Genomic DNA, 23889 nt, shown 5'->3' on the forward strand with positions numbered 1-23889 from the left:
ACAGCGTATGTTGATTAGCCGGATAGACGTTCGACGATCTGCCGTGGACCCTGTGGCAGAGGTTCCCCGGTGAGCGCGGCGGGAACCGCCGCAGTCCAATCCGGCAAGGCGCAGGACGGCGCCGCCGAAGCCATCCATGTCGAGAACCTGCACAAGAAATTCGGCCATCTGCATGTGCTGAAAGGCGTATCGCTGTCGGCGCGCGACGGCGAGGTGATCGCCATTATCGGCGGCTCGGGTTCCGGCAAGTCGACGCTGCTGCGCTGCATCAACTGCCTGGAAAATCCGACCAGCGGCATCATCCGCGTCAATGGCGAGGAGATCAAACTCAAGGCAGACAGCCACGGCCACACCGTGCCTGCCGACCGCCGGCAGATCGAACGCATCCGCGCCAAGCTCGGCATGGTGTTCCAGAACTTCAACCTGTGGAGCCACATGACGCTGATCGAGAACGTCATCGAGGTTCCGGTGCATGTTCTGGGCGTCAGGCGCGACGTGGCGATCAGGGAAGCCGAAAAGCTTTTGGCGCGCGTCGGCCTCGCCGAAAAGCGCGACGTCTATCCGGCCTATCTCTCGGGCGGCCAGCAGCAGCGCGCGGCGATCGCCCGCGCCCTGGCCATCAACCCGCGCGTCATGCTGTTCGACGAGCCGACCTCGGCGCTGGACCCGGAGCTGGTCGGCGAGGTGCTGAAGGTGATCGGCGACCTGGCGCGCGAGGGCCGCACCATGGTGCTGGTCACGCATGAAATGAAATTCGCCCGCGAGGTCGCGACCCATGTCGTCTACCTCTGCAACGGGCTGGTCGAGGAAGAGGGGCCGCCGGAGCAGATATTCGGCGCACCGAAATCCGAAAGGCTGAAGCAGTTCATCCGCAACATCGGCTAGGACAAGCCGGGACGGAAGAAAACCGGGAACCAACAACAAACTGGGAGTCGTGACATGAAGACTGTTCTGAAAACATTCGCCGCAGCGCTGCTGCTCGGCGTCGCCGCCATGGGCGTGGCCAAGGCCGATCCGGTCAAGATCGGCGTCGCCGCCGAGCCCTATCCGCCCTTCACCTCGCCGGACGCTTCCGGCAAATGGGTTGGCTGGGAAATCGAGTTCATCGACGCCGTCTGCGCCGAGGAGAAGCTCGACTGCGTCATCACGCCTGTCGCCTGGGACGGCATCATCCCGGCGCTGACGACCAAGAAGATTGACGTCATCGCCAGTTCGATGTCGATCACCGCCGAACGCGAGAAGACCATCGACTTCTCGGATAAGTACTACAACACGCCGACCGCCATCATCGGCCCGAAGGACCAGAAATTCGGCGCCACGCCGGACGATCTCAAGGGCAAAGTGCTCGGCGTGCAGGTGTCGACCACCCATTCGGCCTATGCCAAGAAGCATTTCGGCCCCACGGCCGCCGAGATCAAGGAATACCAGACCCAGGACGAAGCCAACAACGATCTGGCCGCAGGCCGCCTCGACGCCGTCCAGGCGGATTCGATCGCGCTCGACGCATTCCTGAAGTCGGACCAGGGCAAGGCCTGCTGCGATCTGAAGGGCATGGTGGCTCCGGACGATGAAGTGCTCGGACCGGGCGTGGGCGCCGGCGTGCGCAAGGAAGACACCGACCTTAAGGCCAAGATCAACGCCGGCATCAAGGCGATCCGCTCGAACGGCAAATATGACGAGATATCGAAGAAATACTTCGATTTCGACATTTACGGTGGTGGCGGCGCGCAGTCGAACTGACGATCCTCGCATGAGCTAGGGGGCACGGCGTTAGCGCCATGCCTCCCTGCCCCCGCCGGCGCTGCCGTCGGCGGTGGTTGAAGCCAGCAATCCGGGGGCGACGCTGATCGACGCACTTCTTTCGGCCTCGGCGGCCGGCATAATCGAGCTTCTTTCGCCCAATCCGCCGGGCTGGGGCGGCACGCTCTTGCTTGGGCTGCTCCATTCGATCGAGATCGCGCTCGGCGCCACGGTCCTTGGTCTCCTGATCGGCACCGGGGGCGCCTTTGGCAAGCTTTACGGCGGGCCGGTCGTACGCGACTTGCTGGCGGTTTACACCACCATCGTGCGCGCCGTGCCCGAACTGGTGCTGATCCTGCTGCTCTATTATGCCGGAACAGACCTGATCAACCAGGCGCTGACGGCAATGGGCTACCAGCGCGTCGACATCAGCGGCCTTGCGGCAGGCATCGCCGTGCTCGGCTTTGTCCAGGGCGCCTATTCGACCGAAGTGATTCGTGGCGCCATCCTGGCCATACCGCAGGGCCAGATCGAAGCCGCCCGCGCCTATGGCATGTCACCCGGGCTCATGCTGCGGCGCATCACCTTGCCGGCGATGCTGCCCTTCGCCATACCCGGGCTCGCCAATCTGTGGCTGATCGCCACCAAGGATACGGCCCTTCTGGCGGTCGTCGGCTTTTACGAGCTGGCGCTGGCGACGCGGCAGGCGGCGGGCGTCACCAAAGCCTATTTCACCTTCTTTTTCGCCGCGGGCGTGCTCTATCTCATCTTGTCGCTGGTCTCCAACCTCCTCATCGGCCGTCTCGAGGCCTGGTCGCGGCGCGGTATGCCGTCGCTCAAGGATGCGCGCTGATGGCCGGAGAAGCGATCATCATCAATGTTGCCGCGCGGACGTCGCTGTGGCTGCAGCCGCATCGCATCGTGCTGATCCTGATCGCGATCGGGCTGGTGCTGAGCGCCGCCTTCTTCATGCGCTGGGACTGGCTGCCGCAATATTATGAAATGGGGCTTCTCGGCATCTGGCGGTCGCTGTGGATCCTGGCCGTCACCTGCTTTCTCGGCTTCCTGCTCGCCGTGCCGCTCGGGCTCGCGCAGGCCGCCGGCTCTTTCTGGTTTTCCGCGCCCGCCAGGACATTCTGCACCGTCATCAGGGGCACGCCGCTGCTGATCCAGCTATGGCTGCTCTATTACGGGCTGGGCTCGCTGTTTCCGCAATTTCCCTGGATCCGCGAATCCTGGATGTGGCCGTATCTGAGGCAAGCCTGGCCTTATGGAGTGCTGGCGCTGACCTTGTCCTTCGCCGGCTATGAGGGCGAAGTGATGCGCGGCGCCTTTGCCGGCGTGCCGAAGGGGCAGTTAGAGGCGGCCCGCGCTTTCGGCATGAGCCGCTGGAAGATTTTCCGCCGCATCTGGCTGCCGCAGGCCATCTACCGGGCGCTGCCGACGCTGACCGGCGAAACCGTGCTGCAGCTGAAGTCGACGCCGCTGGTGGCGACGATCAGCGTCATCGACATCTTCGCAGTCTCGTCCAAGGTCCGGCAGGACACCTACCTCACCTACGAACCCTTGCTGCTTTTGGCGCTGATCTACATGATCATCACCGGCATACTGGTGTTTGCATTCAGCAAGATCGAGGCGCGCATACCGAACAAGGTGGGCTAGGGAATAGTGAGTAGGCAGTAGTGAGTAGTCAGCATATGACCGGGAAACCGCTTGCTTTCGCTACTCCCTACTGACTACTCCCTAATCACTCACCACCAATCGGGTCCGCACCATGCAACTCTCTCTCGACCAGGCAACAGGGCTGTGCCGGATGGCGGCGCTCGGCGCCGGCGCCAATGAGGAGGCGGCGAAGTCGCTCACCGCCTCGATCATTGCCGCCGAGGCGGAAGGGCTTTCGACCGTCGGGCTGACCCATTTCATCGATTACCTCGAAGCGCTGGAAGCCGGCCGCATCGACGGCAATGCCGATCCCGTGATCACCAGGCCGGCGCTCGCCGTCTATCAATCCGATGCGCGTGGCGGCCTCGCCCATACCGGCTTCGACCGCACCATCGACGACCTCGCCAAGGCGGCAAAGCTGTTCGGCGTCGCCATCTTCTCGCAGAAGAACGCTTATACCTGCGGCGCACTAGGCTATTTCACTGGGCGTCTGGCGCAGCTGGGATTGGTCTCCTTCGCCGCCACCAACGGGCCGGCGGTGCTGGCAGGCTCGGGCTCGGTCAAGCCGGTCTATTGCACCAACCCGATGTCGTTTGCGGCACCCGCCGCCGATGGCGCGCCGCTGGTCATCGACCAGTCGTCGAGCGCCACCGCCTTCGTCAACATCCGCAAGGCGGCCGAGGACGGCAAGAAGATCCCCGAAGGCTGGGCGCTGGACGCCAGCGGCAATCCGACCACCGATCCGGCCGCGGCCATGAAGGGCGCCATGCTGGCCTTCGGCGGCCAGCGTGGCGCCAACATCGCGCTGATGGTCGAAGTCCTGGCTGCCGGCCTGTCGGGCGCCAACTGGTCGCTCGACGCGCCGTGGTTCTCCGGCGGACCGGACAGCCCCGGAACCGGCCTGTTCGTGCTCGCTGTCGAGCCCAAGCTGCTCGACCCGGATTTCGAGCAGCGCATGAAGGACCAGCTCGACCGGCTGCGCCGGCGCTTTGGCGTGCACGTGCCGGGCCGGGCGCGGGCCGAAGCGGCCGAGAAGGCGCAGGCGCGCGGCATCAATGCCTCCAAAGCCGTAGTGCAGCGCATTTCCGAATTCGCCGAGCGCTATTCGGGCTGAAGCAGTCCTGCGACAACGAATTTTTACGCGACCTGGCTGAACCTTTCTACCGATCGCAACGACCAATAGCTGCCGGGTCGGGTTTGCCCGGTCGGTGTCTTCTGTGGATGCGTTTAGGGCCCGGGCGGGCGTATGCCGTCTCAGGTTATCCGCCGCGTTGCGCTCTGTCCCGACAGTTGCGTCACCCGGAAAACCCCGCTTCGGCGGGGTTTTCTGCGTTCGTGCTCTGTGTGCTAAAACATGATGGCGGAAGTTAACTTTTGTTAACTTGACTTGCCGGAACCATCGGGCGTTTGCAAGGGATCGTCACAACAACAGGAGCTACGATGTCCGCAACCACCGACGCTTCCCGGGGCAAACTTATCGTTCCGGTGTTTGGCCGCCTGTATTCGTCCCTGTATGATGGCGCCGAAACCCTTCTGCGCGTCGTCGCCGGCGGGTTTCTCACCATTCACGGCTCGCAGAAGATCACCAACCCTTTCGGCACCGCCGAGATGGTCGAAGGCCTCGGCTTCTATCCCGGCGCGTTCTGGTCGCTGCTTTTGTCCTGCACCGAATTCTTCGGCGGCATTCTGATCGCCATCGGCCTGTTGACTCGGCCCGCCGCCTTTGCCGGTATGATCGTGCTGCTGGTCACCGTCTGGTTCCACTGGATCACTGTCGGCCAGGGCTTTTCCGGCGCTGAAAAGTCGCTTCTATGGGCGGCCATCCTGCTGTTCTTCGTTATCCGCGGCGGCAACCGCCAGTCGGTCGACGCGCGCCTCGGCAAGGCGTTCTGAAGGTCCATAAGAGGGTGGCAGCGACGACGCGTCACCCTTTGCCTTTGGCCCAAAACGGACTATGAAACGGCTTCAGCCAAGCTTTCGAGCGCCGGAGCCAGCCATGACCGAAATCCTGCAGATCCCCAAGCTCGTGGTCGTCTTCGGCGGCTCCGGCTTCGTCGGCCGCCACATCGTGCGGGCGCTGGCCAAGCGCGGCTACCGCATCAGGGTGGCGGTGCGCCGGCCCGATCTGGCGGGACATTTGCAGCCGCTCGGCAATGTCGGCCAGATCCAGCCGGTGCAGGCCAATGTGCGCGTGCGCTGGTCTGTCGACCGCGCCGTGCAGGGCGCCGACCATGTCATCAATCTGGTCGCCATCCCGCATGAAAGCGGCCGGCAGAAATTCAACACCGTGCACGAATTCGGCGCCCGCGCCGTCGCCGAAGCCGCACGCTCGGTCGGCGCAGGGCTCACCCACATCTCGGCGCTGGGCGCCGACCTCAACGCCGAATCCGACTATGCCCGCACCAAGGCGCTCGGCGAAAAGGCCGTCCTGGAGACGATCCCGGACGCCGTCATCTTCCGTCCGTCGATCAATTTCGGACCCGAGGACAGTTTCTTCAACCGCTTCGCCGACATGGCGCGCTATTCGCCGGTGCTGCCGCTGATCGGCGGCGGCCAGACCAAGTTCCAGCCGGTCTATGTCGGCGATGTCGCCGAAGCGGTGGCGCGTTCGGTCGAGGGCAAGATCAAGGGCGGCCAGATCTATGAACTCGGCGGGCCGCAAGTGCTCACCTTCAAGCAGTGCATGGAAGAGCTGCTCACCGTCATCGAGCGCAAGCGGCTCCTGGTCCCGGTGCCGTGGTGGATGGCCAATCTGCAGGCCTCGATCCTCGGCCTGCTGCCCAACCCGTTGCTGACCAAGGACCAGGTGCTGCTGCTGCGCCAGCCCAACATCGTGTCGGAGGAGGCCAACAAGGCCAACCGGAACCTTGCCGGCCTCGACATCCAGCCGCAGTCTATCGGCACAATCCTGCCCAGCTATCTCTGGCGCTTCCGCGCCGCAGGCCAGTTCCAGCGCAAGCCCGCCGGCATCGCGTAACAAGGCGTTGCGCCGTTAAACGCGCCGCGTCACCTGCATCGGCAGGCCGCCTTGCGGCTGTGTCGTCAGTTTCTGCACCGGCCACGGCTTGGTCTCGGCGGTCACATCGAAGCGGAAGCGCGACAGCATGATGGCCAGCGCAATGATCGCCTCTTGCATGGCGAAGCTGGCGCCGATGCAGATGCGCGGACCGGCGCCGAACGGCAGATACTGGAAGCGGTCGATCTTCTCGCGGTTTCCCGGATGGAAGCGTTCGGGCATGAAGGCGTCGGGCATGTCCCACAGTTTTCTGTGGCGGTGGACGACCCAAGGCATCACCAGTACGGCCGCGCGCTTGGGGAGCACCAGATCGTTCCAGGTCTCCGTCTCGATCGGCTCGCGGTTGATCGACGGCGCCGGCGGATAAAGCCGCAGCGCCTCCTCGAAGGCGGCGCGGGTGAACGGCATTGCGTCGAGCCATTTCGTCGGGTCGGGTTCGCGCGCCAGCACGGCATCGATCTCGCGCTCGACCTTTTCGCGCTCCCACGGCGCTTCGGCGAGGCAGTAGATCGTCCAGCCCAGCGCCCGCGCGGTGGTCTCGTGGCCGGCGCCGATGAAGGTGATGATGTTGTCCTCGACTTCCGCCCGCGTCAGCCCGTCGGGGCCTTCGGCGCGCAGCAGAAGCGTCAGGAAATCCTGCGGCGCGGTGTCGGGGTCGCGCTTCAGCCGCTCCTCGCGCATCTTGACTGTATCGGTGACGATCTTGCGGAAATACGCCATGGTCTTGCGGCCGCGGATGCGGGTCAGCCGCGGCAGCCATTCGGGCGCGCGCAACAGGTCGAGCGGATCGACACGGCCCATGGTTTCGAACAGGCGGTCGATTTCCTGCGCGAAACTGCCGGGCTCGCCCGCAATCTCGCCCGAAAACAGCGTTTCGGCCAGGATATCGTAGGTGAGCAGCGTCATGTCGTGGGCGACATCGGTCATGCCGCCCTCCTCGTAGCGGGCGACGAACTGCATCGTGCGGCGCAGCATCGGCTCGGCGAAGCCGAAGATATGCCGCGGCGTGAACACCGGCGCCATCGCCTTGCGCGAGCGCTTCCACACCTCGCCTTCGGCGGTCAACAGCCCGTCGCGCAAGATCGGTCGCAGGATCATCTGGCGCACCGTCGCCATCTTGTAGTTCTTGGCGTTGTCGATCAGCACGTGGCGGATAAGGCCGGGATCGTTGGCGACGATCAGATGCCCGCCGACGCCATTCGCCGAAATCCAGGGCTCGTTGTAGGTGTGCTCGCCCCACAGTTCGAGCGGATTGCGGTAGACGATCCGCATCATCTCCAGCGTCGAAGGCGGCGTCGTGCGCGGCCTGGGCGCCGGCGGCACGAAGGGGACGGGCTGCGTGTCCATGAGGTGCTCCGCTGATAGCTCAGATGTAGTGGCTGGCAATCCGGGCGTCCATGTGACCGAACGGCAAACTGAAACGCTGCAGCGCCCGGTGTGCCCGACAGACGGTGTGTTCATCGGATCGTGACCGCCGGTGAAACGGTTGCGGCTTGTCCGGTTGGACACTCTGCCATAGGTGACAGTTACCAACAGCTACTGCCAATCGCCCAGGAGAGTCCGCTTGAAGCACAAGCTGAACATCATAATCGGCAGCACGCGGCCGGGCCGCGCCGGGCCGGTCTTCGCCCACTGGCTGGAGGATTTTGCCCGCGAGCACGGCAAATTCGAACCGGTGCTGACCGACATTGCCACGTTCCATCTGCCGGTTCTGGACGAGCCGCATCACCCCAGGCTCGGCAATTACCAGAACGACCACACCAAAGCCTGGTCGAAGGTCATTGATGCCGCCGACGCCTTCGTGTTCGTTGCGCCGGAGTACAATTATTTCGTGGCGCCTGCGATCGTCAACGCCATCGACTACCTTGCGCGCGAATGGAAATACAAGCCAGCCGCCATCTTCAGCTATGGCGGCGTTTCCGGAGGCCTGCGCGCCGCGCAGGCGCTGAAGCCGCTGCTGACCGCGGTGGGCGTCATGCCCATCTCGGAAGGCGTCGCGCTGCCGATGTATCAGAAACTGCTGGAGAGCGACGGCTCCTTCCAGGCTAGTGAGCAGGTAGAGGGTGGGACCAAGACCATGCTGGACGAGCTCTCGCGCTGGAGCGGGGCGCTGAAGCCGATGCGGGCTGCGTAACGCAGCCGGCCCCGGCTTGCTCATGCCATAAAGAGGTGGAATGGTCGGCAGGTGACTGAGCCGGGGGCGGTTCGATTTGCGCCTGTTGTTTGCCTTGCTGTTGATGCTTGCGACCACCGCCACAGCGGTGGCGGAGCGGCGCGTGGCGTTGGTCATTGCCGAGGACGACTACCGGCTGGTGCGGCCGCTGGCCAATCCTGTCAATGACGGCGAGGTGATGGAAGTGGCGCTGAAGAAGCTCGGCTTCGAGGTCGTGGTCGAGACCAATCGTGATCTCAGGCGCATGCGCCGGGCTCTCGACGATTTTCGCGAGGACGCCATGGGCGCCGACGTGGCGCTGGTGTATTTCTCCGGCCATGGCGTCGAAATCTCCGGCGACAACCGTCTTCTGCCGGTCGATGCCGATGCCTCCTCGCTCGACCAGCTGGAGAAGACCAGCCTGCCGCTGGAGGAAGTGCGCGATGCGGTTGCCGCCACGGCGAAGGTCGGGCTGATCGTGCTCGACGCCTGCCGCAGCGATCCGTTCACAGGCGGCAACGGCGACGGGCGTGGCGCCACATCGCTGATCAAGGACCTTGTGGACAAGATCAAGCCGGGCCTCGGACGCGTCGGCAAGGCGGAAAACATCCTGTTCGCCTTTTCGGCGGCGCCCGGCGAGACGGCTGCCGACGGTACCGGTGCGAATTCGCCCTTTACAGCGGCGCTGATCAAATACCTCGGCACCGACGGGCTCGAAATCCGCTCGGTGCTGACGCTGGTGCAGCAGGAGGTCTACGACCTTTCGCGCGGAAAACAGCTGCCCTACGTCGAAAGCGGGCTGCCGAAGCTGTTCTTCGCCTCGGCGGCCAAGGAACAACTGCCGGAGCGCGAGCGGCTGTTGCTTGCCATGGCCGATGTGACGCCGGAAATGCGCGGCGCGGTCGAACGGGTCGCCAGCGATGCCGACATGCCGCTGGCGCCGCTCTATGGCGCGCTGATCAGTTCCGACACCAGCCATCTCTCCGGCGAAAGCCTGGACGCCAAGCTGCGCGAGGCGGCCGACGCCTTCGTCAAGGTGCGCGGCGAGATGAAGACGCTGGCCGCCGACGACCCGCAGGTGACCGAACTGCGCCGCCAGGCCGAGGAACAGTTGGCGCTCGGCGCTTTCGATGGTGCACGCGTGATCCTCGCCAAGGCCGCCGACGTCGACAATGTCTCGCGCCAGGCGTTGAAGGCCAATTTCGTCAGCCGCACCCTGTCCGAAGCCGCGACGCGATTTCTCTCGGGCGGCGCGGCGCGTGCCACCCTGGACTATGCAACCGCCATCAAGGACTATGAAACGGTGCTGGCGCTCTATGGCGAAGCCGGGCAGACCTCGCTCAGCCTGGAACAGGCCGACCGCCAAAGCCGCACGCTGGAAGAGCTCGGCATCCTCTACACAACGGTTGGCAACACCGACGCCGCCGGCCGCGCCTTTGCGGCGCTGGTTGCCAATCTTGAGCAGCGAGCGCGTCAAGAAACCGATCCGAGCGTCAAGCGCGACCTCGCCATCGGCCATATCAAGTTCGCCAACATCAAGATGGCGCAAGGCGATCTGCCGGCCTCCCTGCAAAACTATGAGGCGGCCAGGGACATGTTGCAGGGCCTGACCACAAACGTGCCGGACAAGAAGGACTGGCTCGGCGATCTCGCCATGGCCCATGATAAGATCGGCAATGTGCTGGCCACGCAAGGCGATGTGGGTGCGGCAGCCCAGGCCTACCGGCAAAGCCTGTCCATCAAGCAGCAATTGGCCGATGCCGAGCCGAACAGCGTCTATCTGCTGCGCGATCTGACCATTACCTACGACGAAATCGGCGGCCTTGCCCGCACCGCCGGCCAGCTGGATGGCGCCCAGACTGCATTCGAAGAGAGCCTGAGAATTCGGCTGGCGCTGGCGCAGAACAACCCCGACGACCCCAGGCATCAGCGCGCCGTCTCCGTCAGCTACACCAGGATCGGCGACGTCCTGCGCGAGCGTGGCGACGCTGCGGGCGCGCTCGACGCCTACAACAAGAGCCAAATAATCGCCGAAGCGCTGGTGCGCCGCGACTCAAACGACACCGATTTGAAGCGCGACCTGTCGGTCGGTTACGCCAAGATCGGCAATGCTTACGGCGACCAGAAGGACTGGCCACTCGCGTTGGAGGCCTACCAGCAAGCGCTGGCCACGGCGCGAGACCTTGCCGCCAGGGACCCAGGCAACACCGACTGGCAGCGCGACCTATCGGTCTGTTTGGAAAAAATTGCCGGCGTGTTTGATGCCCAGGGCAATATCGCCGGTGCTTTGCAGAACTATCAGGACAGTCTCGTCATTGCCAACCGATTGGCAAATCTCGACCCGGGCAATTCCGACTGGCAGCGCGACCTGTCGATCACGTTCGAGGAAATAGGCCTGCTGGAGACCGAGCAGCGCCACTATGAGGGCTCGAAGAAGGCCTTCGAAGCCAGCCTGGCCATCCGCCAGCGGTTGGCCCTGTCCGATCCAGACAATGCGATCTGGCAATTCGATCTGGTACAGGCCTACATCAACTATGCCTATGTGGCGAAGAATCCGAAGGCTGTGTTGTCGCAGGCGCTAGACCTGACGCTGGAGCTTGACCGCACAGGCAAACTGGCGCCGAGGGACAAACCCACGATCAAATATCTGCGCGGTCTTCTGGCCAAATTGAAAGCCGCGAAAAAATAGCCGGCTGCCAGCTCGGGATTCAGCCCTGAAATGCCCGCAAACCTTGGAAAAACCGCCTTTTGCGCCTATATCTAGGACATCAAAGCGGCGTGATTCGAAGCCATTTTTTCGCGCTGAGCATGCGGCATCAATCAGACAGGTTTTCATGAGCGATCAAAGCGACAACGCCAACGGCGCTGAGGCCGAATACGGCGCCGATTCCATCAAAGTTTTGAAGGGGTTGGACGCTGTCCGCAAGCGGCCGGGCATGTATATCGGCGATACCGACGACGGCTCGGGCCTGCATCACATGGTCTATGAGGTGGTCGACAACGCCATCGACGAGGCGCTGGCCGGCCATGCCGACCTCGTCACGGTGACGCTTAATCCCGACGGTTCGGTCACCGTTATCGACAATGGCCGCGGGATTCCGACCGATATTCACACTGGCGAAGGCATTTCGGCGGCCGAAGTGATCATGACGCAGCTGCATGCCGGCGGCAAATTCGACCAGAATTCCTACAAGGTGTCTGGCGGCCTGCACGGCGTCGGCGTCTCGGTGGTCAACGCGTTGTCGGCCTGGCTGAAGCTGAAAATCCGCCGCAACGGCCAGATTTTCGAGATGAGCTTCACGCATGGCAATGCCGATGCGCCGCTCAAGGCCACCGGCAGCTATGAGCAGGACAAGCAGCCCGGCACCTATGAGGGCCGCAGCGGTTCCGAGCTCACCTTCTTTCCGTCGTCCGAAACCTTCACCATGGTCGAATTCGACTTCGGCACGCTGGAGCATCGGCTGCGCGAGCTCGCCTTCCTGAATTCCGGCGTACGCATCATTTTGACCGATGCCCGCCATGCCGATCTCGTGCGCCACGAGCTGCACTATGATGGCGGCCTGGAAGAGTTCGTCAAATATCTCGACCGGGTCAAGAAACCGCTGATCGACAAGCCGATCGCCATCAAGGCCGAGCGCGACGGCATCACCGTCGAAGTGGCGATGTGGTGGAACGACAGCTACCACGAGAACGTGCTGGCCTTCACCAACAACATCCCGCAGCGCGATGGCGGCACCCATCTGGCCGGCTTCCGTGGCGCGCTGACGCGCCAGATCACCGGCTATGGCGAATCGTCGGGCCTGACCAAGAAGGAAAAGGTGGCGCTGATCGGCGACGACTGCCGCGAAGGCCTGACGGCGGTGCTGTCGGTCAAGGTTCCCGACCCGAAATTCTCCTCGCAGACCAAGGACAAGCTGGTCTCGTCGGAAGTCCGCCCGGTGGTCGAAGGCCTGGTCAACGAGGCGCTTGGCACCTGGCTGGAAGAACACCCGACCGAGGGCAAGGTGGTCATCGACAAGGTGATCCAGGCGGCTGCGGCGCGCGAAGCCGCGCGCAAGGCCCGCGACATCACTCGCAAAAGCTCGCTCGGCGTCACCTCTCTGCCTGGCAAGCTTGCCGACTGCCAGGAACGCGACCCGGCGAAATCCGAAATCTTCATCGTCGAGGGTGACTCGGCCGGCGGCTCGGCCAAGGGCGGCCGTTCGCGCCAGAACCAGGCAATCCTGCCGTTGCGCGGCAAGATACTCAATGTCGAGCGGGCGCGCTTCGACCGCATGCTCGGCTCCGAGATGATCGGCACGCTGATCACTGCGCTCGGCACCTCGATCGGCAAGGACGAGTTCAACGCCGACAAATTGCGCTACCACAAGATCATCCTGATGACCGACGCCGACGTCGACGGCGCCCATATCAGGACCTTGCTGCTCACCTTCTTCTTCCGCCAGATGCCGGAGCTGATCGAGCGCGGCCATCTCTACATCGCCCAGCCGCCGCTCTACAAAGTGACGCGCGGAAAAAGCTCGCAATACATCAAGGACGAGAGCGCCTTCGAGGAATTCCTGATCGGCTCCGGGCTGGAAGAGGCGTCGCTGACGCTTGCCTCCGGCGAGGCGCGGGCCGGACAGGATCTGCGCGGCTCGATCGACGATGCACTGGCAGTACGCCAGCTCATCAACGGGCTGCATACGCGCTACAACAGGGGCGTGGTCGAACAGGCGGCGATCGCCGGCGCGCTCAATGCCGACGTGTTGAACGATCTCGGCCGCGCCAACGCCATGGCCGAGCGCGTCGCCCAGCGCCTCGACATCATTGCCGAAGACACCGAGCGCGGCTGGACCGGCCGGCTGTCGACTTCCAATGAGGGCGTCGGCGGCTACGTGTTCGAGCGCACGGTGCGCAGCGTCAAGGAATTCGCGCAGCTCGATGCCGGGCTGATAAATTCAGCCGACGCACGCCAGCTCGACCGCTATGCCCCGCGCCTCATGGAGGTCTATGGCGAGCCGCCGGTGCTGCGCCGCAAGGATGTCTCCGAAACCATTTCGGGGCCGCTGGCGCTGCTCAACGCGGTGTTTGCGACCGGCCGCAAGGGCCTGACCATGCAGCGCTACAAGGGCCTCGGCGAGATGAATGCCGAGCAGCTGTGGGAAACCACGCTCGACCCGAGTGTGCGCTCGCTGCTGCAGGTCAAGGTCAATGACGCCACCGATGCTGACAGCTTGTTCTCGCGGCTGATGGGCGACGAGGTCGAGCCGCGGCGCGAATTCATCCAGGACAACGCGCTGTCAGTTGCCAATCTGGACATTTGATGGCTGGGCGCCTTGCCGCCGGAGCTCCACTCCGGGTCAGGCCTTTGGCTCCAGCTTCCGACCAAGGTCCACCGCGTCGCGCAGCACTTGCAGATGCGAGCGCGGCGCGGTGCCCGCCGGCAGGGCGATTTCGACGCCGTTTGCCGTCGATGACCAATAAAGCGTGTGGGTGAAGATACGGCCAAGTGAGCTGCGAAGCTCGATCTGGATGTTCTCCACACCGGGGCCGAAGTTTTCCGTCATCGGACCGGAAATCGGATCGCCTGTCGCCCAGCCATTGCCGCGGTCGTAGACGTTCGTCCAGCGCGTTGCCGCAAACACCGCGCCATGATGCACCGCGCGCTGCGCCTTGCCTTGGCTGTGTCCTTCCCGGTAAAGCACGGTGCCGCCGGGGCGCCCGTCATCGGCAATCGGCGGGCAAGCCGAGAACAGGCGCTCGGCAAGGCCACGCCTGAATTCCGCGAGATTGTAGGTCACCAGGAATTCGCTGTGGGAGAGCGGACTGCCAAGCGTGACGAAATCGCTGATCTTCCAGGGCAGCGGGTGGTCGGCGTCCTTGGTCCGAAGCTGCTGGTAGAGCGCCCATTGACCGCGCCGGAATCCGGCGAGGTCTTCAAGGTTCTTTGGCCACGCTGACCCATCAGAGCCGAGCGTTGCCTTGTCGACGGCCTCGACCGCCGCCAGTTTGGCCTTGTCGCGGACCGCTTCCAGCCTTCGCGGCCGGAACTCGGCCCACAGGATCTGCAGCAAATCATAGGCGATGATCGACCCAAGGCTGTGCGAGACCAGCACGATGCGGTCGTAAGCATCGTCCTTCATCAGCGTCTTGAGCAACGTCAGGCCTCTGTCGCGGATCAGCGCACGCTTCTCGATCGTCGCCGCCTCGGCGCGCACATAAGCGGCGACGTCACCGAAATAGGGCAGGGCGAACTGATCCACCGCCCAGATGACAAAAGAAGCGAGGGTGGTGATCATCAGGCCGGTCGTCAAGGTAACGGCCTGTTGCCAGACCGATGTTGCCAGCACGAGTGCTGCGCCCAGAATGACGATAACGATCAGAAGTGTGGCGACGTAAAGCTTGCGGGCGTCGAGCGGAATGTCGGCGGGCTTGCGCCACAACAGGTTCGTCACCCAGGCGGCCAGCCGGCCGCGCGTCGTGCCTTGCGTGATGTCGGCCCAATAAAGCTCGTAGAAATCGGTACGGCGGCCATCGACGTCGTAGGGCGTGGTGATGCGGCGCAGCTCGTGTGACTTGGTCCGGCTGTCGGGCGTGATCCAGCTCTGGTTGATCGTGGCGCCGGAAACGGCCGGATCGGGAATCTGGGCGTAGGGTGGAGCACGGGTGGGATCGCTGCTCCAGACCGCCTGGACGAATCCCCTCAGCGTACCCATCGGCCGCTGCTCGCCCATGCCATGCACGATCACCACCGCCTGGCTGGGCTGCGCCTTTTTGTAAGCCAGCGATGCGACAGTCTTGGGCATCAGCGTCTCCGTTGACGACATCCGACGGCGGGATCGCTCATGCTACCCCCGGCTCACCGAGCCAACAATACACGGCAGCCCATGTGGACCTCCGTGAACCAATCCACAGTTTCGCAGTCGTGCCTCGGGCCGCGCGGAAAATAGTTCCGTTCCCGGTAAGCAAATCATTTCATTGCTCCTCGGAACGGAAATCGCTCAGGAACATTGTGACGACATCGATCAATTTCTCGCAGGGAGGCTCTTTATGGGACGCGGTATTTTGCTCTGGTTGCTCGGTATTCCGATCCCGATCATCATTCTCATCATGCTGTTCGTACGGTAGGAGGCGTCGATGCAGTCCACCGTATCGGCTGTCGACGTATCTGCTTCAACAGAATCCTCCGCCACGGCCGTCAGCTGGGGGCCGATCATCGCCGGCGCCTTCGCGGCCTCGACGCTGACCTTCATCCTCATGCTGCTCGGCTCAGGACTGGGGCTGACCATGGTCTCGCCATGGTCCGGCGCCAGTGCCTCGCTGACCACCTTCGCGGTGTCCGGCGCGATCTGGCTCATCATCGTGCAATGGCTGTCCTCCGGGGTCGGTGGCTATCTTGCCGGACGCCTGCGCACCAAATGGGTCGGCATCCACACCGACGAGGTCTATTTCCGTGACACCGCGCACGGCCTCCTCGCCTGGGCGCTGGCGACATTGCTGGTCGTCGGCATTCTCGGGTCGGCGCTGTCGGCAGTGCTTGGTTCAGGCGTGCAGGCGGCTTCTACCGTTGCCTCAGGCGCCGCCATGGGTGCTTCGGCCGGCGCGTCCGCCAATGCCGGCAGCGCACCGGCCGACAATGCAACGTCCTATCTTGTGGATACGCTGTTCCGTCCGGCTGATGCCGCCAGGCTCGCGGCGGCCAATCCGGACAGCGATGCGGCTGCGGCCGGGCAGGCTTCGCGCATCCTCGTCGCCAGTGCGGCGGCAGGCGAAATTTCGGCTGACGACAAGACCTATCTGTCGCAGCTGGTCGCCGCCCGCACCGGGCTTTCCGAGGCTGACGCCAAGGCGCGTGTCGACGCCCTGGTGGCCAGGGTCGAGGACGCCAAGGTCAAGGCCAAGCAGGCCGCCGACGCCGCCCGGAAAGGCAGCGCCACCTTCGCACTGCTTGGCGCCCTGTCGCTGGTTATCGGCGCCTTCATCGCCAGCGCTGCGGCAGCACTGGGCGGCAGGCAGCGCGACGACGAGGAAGCGGTTTTCCTGACCAGCCGCTGAACCGGTCTTCAACATAAAAAGCCCGGTCCGAACCGGGCTTTTTTTGTTTCCGATGATGGACCGACAACCTTCCAGTGGAAAGTTGCGGCGGGATCAGTGATCCATGGCCTTGACGATTTCCTCGGTCATCTTCTTGGCGTCGCCGAGCAGCATCATGGTGCCGTCCTTGTAGAACAGCGTGTTGTCGATGCCGGCATAGCCCGAGCCGAGCGAGCGCTTGACGAACAGGCAGGTGCGGGCCTTGTCGACGTCGAGGATCGGCATACCGTAGATCGGCGACGACTTGTCGTCGCGCGCGGACGGATTGGTGACGTCATTGGCGCCGATGACATAGGCGACATCGGCCTGCGCGAACTCGGAGTTGATGTCTTCCAGTTCGAACACTTCGTCATAGGGAACATTGGCTTCGGCGAGCAGCACGTTCATGTGGCCGGGCATGCGGCCGGCCACGGGGTGGATGGCGTATTTGACATCCACGCCATTGGCCTTGAGCTTGTCGGCCATTTCGCGCAGCGCGTGCTGGGCCTGGGCGACCGCCATGCCGTAGCCCGGCACGATGATGACCTTCTGTGCGTTCATCATCAGATAGGCAGCGTCGTCGGCCGAGCCCTGCTTGACCGTGCGTTCGATGCCGTCATCGGCAACCGCCGCGGTCTCGCCGCCGAAGCCGCCGAGGATGACCGAGATGAACGACCGGTTCATGCCCTTGCACATGATGTAGGACAGGATGGCGCCGGACGAGCCGACCAGAGCGCCGGTGATGATCAGCGCCAGATTGCCAAGCGTGAAGCCGAGTGCGGCCGCCGCCCAGCCGGAATAGGAATTCAGCATCGAGACGACGACCGGCATGTCGGCGCCGCCGATCGGGATGATCAAGAGGACGCCGAGCGCCAGCGACGCCGCGACGATCAGCCAGAACACCAGCTTGGCCTCGGTGGTGACCAGAAGCACGATCAGCACGATCAGCGCGATGCCGAGGACCGCGTTGATGATGTGACGGCCGCCGATCATGATCGGCTTGCCCGACATGCGGCCATCGAGCTTGAGGAAGGCGATGACGGAGCCGGTGAAAGTGATGGCGCCGATGGCAACGCCAAGGCTCATCTCGATCAGCGCCTGGGCGTGGATGTCGCCATTCGTGCCGATGCCGAAACTTTCCGGCGCGTAGATGGCGGCTGCCGCGACCATGACGGCGGCAAGGCCGACCAGCGAGTGGAAGGCGGCGACCAGCTGCGGCATCGACGTCATGGCGATGCGGCGCGCTGTAACGGCGCCGACGCCGCCGCCGATGGCTAGACCAAGCACGATCAGGCCGAAGCGCCCGGCGGACGGAGTCGCCAGCGCCAGCGTGGTGGCGATGGCAATGCCCATGCCGATCATGCCGTAGAGATTGCCTTGGCGGCTGGTGGTCGGATGAGATAGGCCGCGAAGCGCCATGATGAACAGGACGCCGGAGACCAGGTAGAGGAAGGACGCGAAGTTGGCGTTCATGGCGCTCTACCGGTCCTTCTTCTTGTACATGGCCAGCATGCGCTGGGTGACCAGGAAGCCGCCAAAGATGTTGACCGAGACCAGCATCAGCGCGACGAAGCCGAAGCCGGTGGCAATGCCGGAGGCCGAGATGCCGACGGCCAGCAGCGCGCCGACGACGATGACCGAGGAGATGGCGTTGGTGACCGCCATCAGCGGCGTGTGCAGCGCCGGCGTCACCGACCAGACGACGTAGTATCCGACGAATATCGCAAGTACGAAGATGGCGAAGCGGAAGACGAAGGGATCGATGGCGCCGCCGGACAGTGCGTGCGCGGCATCGCCCGCCGCATCGGCGCCACCGGGCGCGTTGGCCAGGTTCTGCACAGCCAGCCGGACGGCGGCACTTGCCTGGTCGAGCTGATCGAGGGCTTTCTGCAAGGTCTGATCCATCACGCGATCCCCTTCGGCTTGGCGGCGGACTTGCCGGCAGTGGCTTTGTCGGACGCCTTTTTCTGTGCAGCCTTCTTCGGCGTGGCATCAGCCACCATGGTCTCGGCCGGAATGGCCGCCGGTTCGACATGGGGCTGTTCCGCCGCCTTGGCGAAGGCCGGATGCACCACGCGGCCAGCGTCGGTCAGCATCGTCGCCTTGACCAGATCGTCTTCGCGGTTGATGGCGAGCGTCTTGCTGGTCTTGTCGACCAGCGTCTCGAGGAAGGCGAACAGGTTCCTGGCGTAGAGCAGCGAGGCCGATGCGGCGACGCGGCCGGGCACGTTGAGGTGGCCGACGATTTTCACGCCATTGGCCGTGGTCACCACCTGGCCTGCAACTGCGCCTTCGACATTGCCGCCGCGCTCGACGGCGAGGTCGACGATCACCGAGCCCGGCTTCATCGAGGCGACCATCGCCGCCGACACCAGCTTCGGCGCCGGACGGCCGGGGATCAGCGCCGTGGTGATGACGATGTCCTGCTTGGCGATGTGCTCAGCGGTGAGCGCTGCCTGCTTGGCCTGGTACTCCTTCGACATTTCCTTGGCGTAGCCGCCGGCGGTCTCGGCCGCCTTGAACTCCTCGTCCTCGACGGCGAGGAACTTTGCGCCGAGCGACGCCACCTGTTCCTTGGCGGCGGGACGAACGTCGGTTGCGGTGACGACGGCGCCGAGACGGCGCGCCGTGGCGATCGCCTGCAGGCCGGCAACGCCGACGCCCATTATGAAGATCTTCGCCGCCGGCACGGTGCCGGCCGCCGTCATCATCATCGGCAGCGCGCGGTCATACTCCGATGCGCCGTCGATCACGGCCTGGTAGCCGGCGAGATTGGCCTGCGACGACAGCACGTCCATCGACTGGGCGCGGGTGATGCGCGGCATGAATTCCATCGAGAAGGCGGTGACCCCAGCCTCGGCAAGCGCCGCGACCGCGGCGTCATTGCCGTAGGGATCCATGATGGCGATGACCGCCGCACCCGATTTGTAGCCCTTCAGCTCGGCGTCGGTCGGCCGGCGCACCTTCAGCACCACATCCGCCCGGCTCGCATCCGAAGCCTTGCCGATCGCGGCGCCCGCCTTGGCGAACTCCTCATCTGGAATGCGCGACCTGGTGCCGGCGCCTGTCTCGACGGTGACGTCGAAGCCCAGCGCCGCCAGCCGCTTCACGGTATCGGGCGAGGCCGCCACACGAGGCTCGCTGGCATCGGGCTCGCGAGGGATGAAAACCGTCTGTCCCACCGCATGATCCTTTCGGCTGGAACCTGTTTGCGCAAGAGTGCGGCTTTGCGAAAGAGTGCGGCCGGATGTCCGGCTACACCCCCTGGCAAGGGTCTGAAGAGACTATCGGAGAATGAAGGCGCCGAGGGCGAGGATCAGCACGAACAGGATGGTCGCGGAGAAGAAGCCGCCTGCGAAGAAGCCGAAAGCCATGGCCAGGAGCAGGGCGCCGCAGAACAGCGAGCCGTATTTGGCCAGCGCCAGAAAGCCATGATAGGTGCGGTCATGTTCGGCATAGTCCATCTTCGCGCCCAGTTCGACAGGACCGGTCGGCGTGTGATCAGCCATAGGAATACCCCTTCGAAGACATCTTTGAGGCACATAGCGAAAAGCCGGGCCAAGAGCAATGGCGCTATTGCCGCACGACCAGTGACAACAGCCTCAAAGGAATGTTGAAAGCCGGCGGCAGGGCTTGTCGCCGGCCTAACGTCGAACGTTGAGGGTTTTGCGTTTCAACCGGCTAGATGCGGAAACAGCCCGAGCAGCCCAATGACGATCAGATAGAGCGCGACGATGTAGTTGAGCAGCCGCGGCATCACCAGGATCAGCACGCCGGCAATCAGCGAGATCAGCGGGGTCAGTGCTAGCTCGGGAATATGCATGTCGGTTCCTTTCTATGGCCGCGTCGGCGTCGTCCAGAACGCGGAAGCGGCGGGAAAGCTCCAGAGCTCGCGTGCCGAATTACGCAGGCTTCAGTGGTGTCAGGCGGCTTCGCGGAAAAACTTGGCGGTGGGCAGGATGGTTAGCGGTGCGAGTTCGCCGCTCTTGGGGCGTTGGAAGAGCATGCGCTGCTCGAACGGCGTGGAGTTGAAGAACGGGAAGCGATCCAGCGTCGCCTGCATGTTTTCGGAGCACTTCGACTGGAACAGATGCACGGGAACGGTGAGACCGGGATAGATGCGCGGGGGCACCGCCTGCTCGGAACGGAAGATGCGATGATAGAAGCCGGCATGCTCTTCCTTGACCGCCGTCAGGCAATATGTCGGTTTGAAGTGGCTGCAAGCTACGACCGCAAGCCTGAGCGTCACGTAGGGCAGCACGCGCAGGCTGGTCGACCACTCGATATCGGCAGCGAAACGGCTTGGATCGACGAACGTCTCGCCAACTGCCAGCCGCCGCGCAAGCGTGTCGCCGAACACGGCGGTGCTGGGGGAAACAGGGTATTTCGCGCAGGCGTAGTGGATTCTGATGGTGCTGACCAGAACACCATCGAAGAACACGCCAAATCGGTAGGAATTGCGCAGATCGTCGAAGTCGTCCTTTACCATACGCGAGGCATCGGGCTTCACCATGCCAGCATGAAGGTAGGATTTGTAGCGAAGTCGATAGATGGCTTCCAAATCCTCGGCACCGTCGCAAAGGCGATACTCGACGTGCTCCAGGACGTCCATGATATGACGAGAAAACACCGAAGGAGACTGAGCGGTGGCCCTAGAAGCCACCAGAGGCATACCTGCTAGCTGAGTTTCCATTGTTACCCTCGTGCCGTCGCAACTAAACCATACCGGACGACCGAATGAACAAGAAGATGAAACTCTAATCGTCTGTGTTTACCGAATATTAACGTTAACAATAGGTTAACGTTTTGGCAATACACAGCTTTTTTGACGGCTTTCAAGCGCGATTTAAAGGTTGGGCTTCATGTGGTCGCGAGTTTGGCGACGGGCCGCAATTCCGCGGCGAAGGGCCAGGTCACATTGGACATCGTTTCGATGCCGGACGCGCTGAGAGCTGCGCCGAAGAGGAAGCCCTGGACGAGGTCGGGTTTCACCGAATGCACCAGGATCTTCAGCTGTTCGAACGTTTCCACACCTTCGATGGTGACGGTCAGCCCGAGCACGCGGGTCAGGTCGACGATGCCCTTCAACAAATCGAGCGAACGCTTGTTCTGGGTCACGTCCATCAGGAACGAACGGTCGATCTTGATCTTGTCTAGCGGCAGCTTGTGGAGGTAGCTCAGGCTTGAATAGCCGGTGCCGAAATCGTCGAGCGCGATGCGCACGCCAAGCAGCTTCAGTTCCTCGATATACTGGCGCGTCAGCGATTTGTCGTCGAGCAGCGCGGTTTCGGTGACTTCGATCTCGAGGCGGCCAGCGGCGAGCCCCGAAGTGGCAAGCGCGTCGCGAACCTTCTGGACGACGTCGCGGCTGCGGAAATCCTTGGCCGAAAGGTTGACCGACACGCTGGTCTGTGCGGGCCATTTGGCGCATTCAGCGCAGGCCGCCGCGAGCACGAAGGTGCTGATCTCGGAAATGATGCCCATTTCTTCGGCCAGCGGAATGAAGACGCTGGGCGAAACCGGCCCGAGGTCGGGATGATCCCAGCGGCACAGCGCCTCGCAGCTGGCGATGCGCATGGTGTTCATCGCCACGATGGGCTGATAGACCACCCGCAAGGCCTTGCCCTCCACAGCCGTGCGCAGGTCGGCCTTCATCATCTGGCGGTTGCGGAACGCCGCATCCATCGCCGCCTCGAAGAGTCGCCAGTTGTTCTTGCCGAGTTCCTTGGCCTTGTAGAGCGCCAGATCGGCCTTGACGATCATGGCGTCGACATCGGTGTCCTCGACCCTGGACAGCACGGCGCCCGCGCTTGCCTGGATGCGCAGGCTGTGACCAGCGACATCGACTTCGCCCTGCAGATCGGCAAAGATCTGGTCGAGCAGGCCGGTCAGATGGCTTTCATCCTCGACGCGGTCGAAGAAGATCATGAACTCGTCGCCGCCGAAGCGGCTGACATTGACGCCTTGCCCGGCGACGGCCGCCAGTCGCTCGGCAACGGCATAGATCAGCCCATCGCCGACCGGATGGCCAAGTGTGTCGTTGACGCTCTTGAAATCGTCGAGATCGAGCACCGCCAGGGCGCACAGCCGGTCGCGGCTGCCCGACGCCATGGCCTCGCCGACGAGCTCATGGAAATAGGCGCGGTTCGGCAGGCCGGTGAGGCTGTCATAGCGCGCCATGAAGCGGATCTTTTCTTCGGACTCGACGCGGGCGGTGACGTCCTCGAACGTGATGACGCCGAGGTCCTGATTGCCCTCGCGGGCCGAGAACTCGTAGTGCTGGCCATTGGAGAAGGAGACCAGCACCTTGCGGTCACGGCCTTCGCGCAAGGCGCGCGTCAGCTGCGCTTCGACATAGCGGCAGTCTTTCGGCGCCAGCATGCCGCCCGCAACGCCGCGCAGGAGCAGCGAATGGATCGACCGCCCGAGCAGCTGGTCGGGCGAGCGCAGCGACATCAGATGCGCTGCTTCGGCATTGCCGACCACGACCTTGCCGTCGGGTCCGAGCATGACCAGGCCATGCGACATGGTGTTGAGTGCGCGGTTGAAGCGCTGCGCGATTTGCCGCGCCTGCTTATGCCCGACCACGGCCGAGAACAGCACGTTGCGCACATGGTCGGCACTGCCCTTGATGATGAACATGAACGGGATGATGAGCAGCCCAAGCACGACACTGGGGATGTCAAACCTGAGGATAAGGGCTGCTGCGATCGGCCCGACGAAGGTTACCGCGAAGATCGTGACCATGCGGGGCGAGCCGTAGTTTCGGCCTACGACCGTGACCAGAGAGCCAAGCGTTATGGCGAGCGCTGCGATCTCGGCATACGCATCCGAGTAGACATAGATCGAAATGAAGCAGAACAGGCCCAGCATCAGCCCCTGGATGCTGCCGTTCAGGATATATTCGCGCTCCCATCGTGTCGCATCCAAGGCATCGTGGATGGAACCACCCAGGCGATGGAACCGCCGCAAGCTGAAATACCGCCAAACGCCGATGCCAAGCAGTGCTCCGGCAAGAACCAGGAAGACAGGCTGGCCGTTGCGCCAATAGACCATAAGGCTGGCGGTTGCGTGGCAAAGCGCGCCAATGACCAGCATATGCGCGTTGTCGAACAACGAGCGCACAAACTGGATATAAACATCCACAGGGATGTTGTCGGTCTTTGTTCTGCCCATTACTGGCGCCCAACTGAACCACAGCCTTGGCATAGTCCCATTAAAAAACCTTTAGCTCGCGCTGAAGGGCCTGTTTTTCCGGCCCTTT

At 63.4% G+C, this 23889-nt stretch carries 20 protein-coding genes; 11 read left to right on the forward strand and 9 right to left on the reverse strand.

All coding sequences use genetic code 11. The annotated features are described in order from the left end of the window. The first annotated feature begins 69 nt into the window (after positions 1–69). The 7 genes from NKI10_RS25220 to NKI10_RS25250 all read left to right on the forward strand — a co-directional run bounded on the left by NKI10_RS25220 (position 70) and on the right by NKI10_RS25250 (position 6379). Entirely contained in the window at positions 70–885 is an 816-nt protein-coding gene (locus NKI10_RS25220) for an ABC transporter ATP-binding protein (protein WP_023671322.1), read from the forward strand. A gap of 54 nt (positions 886–939) precedes the next feature. Beyond that, positions 940–1740 (forward strand): transporter substrate-binding domain-containing protein, encoded by an 801-nt coding sequence (locus NKI10_RS25225; RefSeq protein ID WP_023671323.1) that lies wholly within the window; start codon positions 940–942, stop codon positions 1738–1740. A 139-nt stretch (positions 1741–1879) separates the two neighbouring features. Further along, a complete protein-coding gene (locus tag NKI10_RS25230) occupies positions 1880–2593 on the forward strand; it encodes an ABC transporter permease (RefSeq protein WP_196813869.1) in 714 nt (237 codons plus the stop codon). Next, on the forward strand, positions 2593–3402 hold the full coding sequence (locus NKI10_RS25235) for an ABC transporter permease (RefSeq protein WP_023729737.1): 810 nt from the start codon (positions 2593–2595) through the stop codon (positions 3400–3402). The genes NKI10_RS25230 and NKI10_RS25235 overlap by 1 nt, the downstream gene beginning before the upstream one ends. 112 nt (positions 3403–3514) lie before the next feature. Then, positions 3515–4516, forward strand: coding sequence for an Ldh family oxidoreductase (locus NKI10_RS25240; RefSeq protein ID WP_023745829.1), 1002 nt, complete (start codon positions 3515–3517; stop codon positions 4514–4516). Between the two features lie 326 nt (positions 4517–4842). Then, positions 4843–5295 (forward strand): DoxX family protein, encoded by a 453-nt coding sequence (locus tag NKI10_RS25245; protein ID WP_023755780.1) that lies wholly within the window; start codon positions 4843–4845, stop codon positions 5293–5295. A gap of 103 nt (positions 5296–5398) precedes the next feature. After that, on the forward strand, positions 5399–6379 hold the full coding sequence (locus NKI10_RS25250; RefSeq protein WP_023693143.1) for a complex I NDUFA9 subunit family protein: 981 nt from the start codon (positions 5399–5401) through the stop codon (positions 6377–6379). Between the two features lie 15 nt (positions 6380–6394). Here the strand turns inward: NKI10_RS25250 and NKI10_RS25255 are convergent, their stop codons facing one another. Next, positions 6395–7765 carry a cytochrome P450 gene (locus NKI10_RS25255; RefSeq protein WP_023729734.1) on the reverse strand — a complete coding sequence of 457 codons (1371 nt, stop codon included), beginning with the start codon at positions 7763–7765 and terminating at the stop codon, positions 6395–6397. Between the two features lie 217 nt (positions 7766–7982). Here NKI10_RS25255 and NKI10_RS25260 point away from each other — a divergent pair, with 217 nt between their 5' ends. From NKI10_RS25260 to gyrB, 3 genes are all read left to right on the forward strand, one after another. Continuing rightward, a complete protein-coding gene (locus tag NKI10_RS25260) occupies positions 7983–8552 on the forward strand; it encodes an NADPH-dependent FMN reductase (RefSeq protein WP_352652439.1) in 570 nt (189 codons plus the stop codon). A gap of 76 nt (positions 8553–8628) precedes the next feature. Further along, positions 8629–11259 (forward strand): caspase family protein, encoded by a 2631-nt coding sequence (locus NKI10_RS25265; protein WP_352862211.1) that lies wholly within the window; start codon positions 8629–8631, stop codon positions 11257–11259. Positions 11260–11404: 145 nt separating this feature from the next. Beyond that, positions 11405–13876: a DNA topoisomerase (ATP-hydrolyzing) subunit B gene (gyrB, locus tag NKI10_RS25270; protein ID WP_352862212.1), complete on the forward strand. Its 2472-nt coding sequence runs from the start codon at positions 11405–11407 to the stop codon at positions 13874–13876. Positions 13877–13912: 36 nt separating this feature from the next. On the opposite strand, the gene NKI10_RS25275 is transcribed toward gyrB, so the two are convergent. Next, complete coding sequence (locus NKI10_RS25275) at positions 13913–15358, reverse strand: hypothetical protein (RefSeq protein ID WP_031215118.1); 1446 nt, start codon at positions 15356–15358, stop codon at positions 13913–13915. Between the two features lie 331 nt (positions 15359–15689). Here NKI10_RS25275 and NKI10_RS25280 point away from each other — a divergent pair, with 331 nt between their 5' ends. Next, positions 15690–16607 carry a membrane protein gene (locus tag NKI10_RS25280; protein ID WP_023729730.1) on the forward strand — a complete coding sequence of 306 codons (918 nt, stop codon included), beginning with the start codon at positions 15690–15692 and terminating at the stop codon, positions 16605–16607. A gap of 93 nt (positions 16608–16700) precedes the next feature. Here the strand turns inward: NKI10_RS25280 and NKI10_RS25285 are convergent, their stop codons facing one another. The 7 genes from NKI10_RS25285 to NKI10_RS25315 all read right to left on the reverse strand — a co-directional run bounded on the left by NKI10_RS25285 (position 16701) and on the right by NKI10_RS25315 (position 23801). After that, positions 16701–18098: an NAD(P)(+) transhydrogenase (Re/Si-specific) subunit beta gene (locus NKI10_RS25285; protein ID WP_023671337.1), complete on the reverse strand. Its 1398-nt coding sequence runs from the start codon at positions 18096–18098 to the stop codon at positions 16701–16703. A gap of 6 nt (positions 18099–18104) precedes the next feature. After that, the gene (locus NKI10_RS25290; protein ID WP_032885960.1) at positions 18105–18530 is read right to left on the reverse strand and encodes a proton-translocating transhydrogenase family protein; all 426 of its coding nucleotides are present in this window, start codon (positions 18528–18530) and stop codon (positions 18105–18107) included. Then, positions 18530–19807 carry a Re/Si-specific NAD(P)(+) transhydrogenase subunit alpha gene (locus NKI10_RS25295; RefSeq protein ID WP_352862213.1) on the reverse strand — a complete coding sequence of 426 codons (1278 nt, stop codon included), beginning with the start codon at positions 19805–19807 and terminating at the stop codon, positions 18530–18532. Before NKI10_RS25295 ends, NKI10_RS25290 begins: the two co-directional genes overlap by 1 nt. Positions 19808–19909: 102 nt before the next feature. Continuing rightward, the gene (locus tag NKI10_RS25300; protein WP_023671340.1) at positions 19910–20134 is read right to left on the reverse strand and encodes an aa3-type cytochrome c oxidase subunit IV; all 225 of its coding nucleotides are present in this window, start codon (positions 20132–20134) and stop codon (positions 19910–19912) included. 164 nt (positions 20135–20298) lie between these two features. Then, a complete protein-coding gene (locus tag NKI10_RS25305) occupies positions 20299–20448 on the reverse strand; it encodes a DUF3096 domain-containing protein (RefSeq protein ID WP_023671341.1) in 150 nt (49 codons plus the stop codon). Between the two features lie 99 nt (positions 20449–20547). Then, the gene (locus tag NKI10_RS25310) at positions 20548–21318 is read right to left on the reverse strand and encodes an N-acyl amino acid synthase FeeM domain-containing protein (protein ID WP_023742599.1); all 771 of its coding nucleotides are present in this window, start codon (positions 21316–21318) and stop codon (positions 20548–20550) included. A gap of 167 nt (positions 21319–21485) precedes the next feature. Continuing rightward, positions 21486–23801 (reverse strand): putative bifunctional diguanylate cyclase/phosphodiesterase, encoded by a 2316-nt coding sequence (locus NKI10_RS25315; RefSeq protein WP_352862214.1) that lies wholly within the window; start codon positions 23799–23801, stop codon positions 21486–21488. Between the last annotated feature and the right edge of the window lie 88 nt (positions 23802–23889).

The sequence above is a fragment of the Mesorhizobium sp. M0802 genome, from assembly GCF_040320115.1.
Taxonomy (GTDB): Bacteria; Pseudomonadota; Alphaproteobacteria; order Rhizobiales; family Rhizobiaceae; genus Mesorhizobium.

What these genes read in the sequence shown, in the direction of transcription:
- NKI10_RS25225 (WP_023671323.1), top strand. Translation starts at nt 940, where the DNA reads ATGAAGACTGTTCTGAAAACATTCGCCGCAGCGCTGCTGCTCGGCGTC.
- NKI10_RS25235 (WP_023729737.1), top strand. Translation starts at nt 2,593, where the DNA reads ATGGCCGGAGAAGCGATCATCATCAATGTTGCCGCGCGGACGTCGCTG.
- NKI10_RS25240 (WP_023745829.1), top strand. Translation starts at nt 3,515, where the DNA reads ATGCAACTCTCTCTCGACCAGGCAACAGGGCTGTGCCGGATGGCGGCG.
- NKI10_RS25245 (WP_023755780.1), top strand. Translation starts at nt 4,843, where the DNA reads ATGTCCGCAACCACCGACGCTTCCCGGGGCAAACTTATCGTTCCGGTG.
- NKI10_RS25250 (WP_023693143.1), top strand. Translation starts at nt 5,399, where the DNA reads ATGACCGAAATCCTGCAGATCCCCAAGCTCGTGGTCGTCTTCGGCGGC.
- NKI10_RS25255 (WP_023729734.1), bottom strand. Translation starts at nt 7,765, where the DNA reads ATGGACACGCAGCCCGTCCCCTTCGTGCCGCCGGCGCCCAGGCCGCGC.
- gyrB (WP_352862212.1), top strand. Translation starts at nt 11,405, where the DNA reads ATGAGCGATCAAAGCGACAACGCCAACGGCGCTGAGGCCGAATACGGC.
- NKI10_RS25275 (WP_031215118.1), bottom strand. Translation starts at nt 15,358, where the DNA reads ATGCCCAAGACTGTCGCATCGCTGGCTTACAAAAAGGCGCAGCCCAGC.
- NKI10_RS25280 (WP_023729730.1), top strand. Translation starts at nt 15,690, where the DNA reads ATGCAGTCCACCGTATCGGCTGTCGACGTATCTGCTTCAACAGAATCC.
- NKI10_RS25285 (WP_023671337.1), bottom strand. Translation starts at nt 18,098, where the DNA reads ATGAACGCCAACTTCGCGTCCTTCCTCTACCTGGTCTCCGGCGTCCTG.
- NKI10_RS25290 (WP_032885960.1), bottom strand. Translation starts at nt 18,530, where the DNA reads ATGGATCAGACCTTGCAGAAAGCCCTCGATCAGCTCGACCAGGCAAGT.
- NKI10_RS25300 (WP_023671340.1), bottom strand. Translation starts at nt 20,134, where the DNA reads ATGGCTGATCACACGCCGACCGGTCCTGTCGAACTGGGCGCGAAGATG.
- NKI10_RS25305 (WP_023671341.1), bottom strand. Translation starts at nt 20,448, where the DNA reads ATGCATATTCCCGAGCTAGCACTGACCCCGCTGATCTCGCTGATTGCC.
- NKI10_RS25310 (WP_023742599.1), bottom strand. Translation starts at nt 21,318, where the DNA reads ATGGAAACTCAGCTAGCAGGTATGCCTCTGGTGGCTTCTAGGGCCACC.
- NKI10_RS25315 (WP_352862214.1), bottom strand. Translation starts at nt 23,801, where the DNA reads ATGGGCAGAACAAAGACCGACAACATCCCTGTGGATGTTTATATCCAG.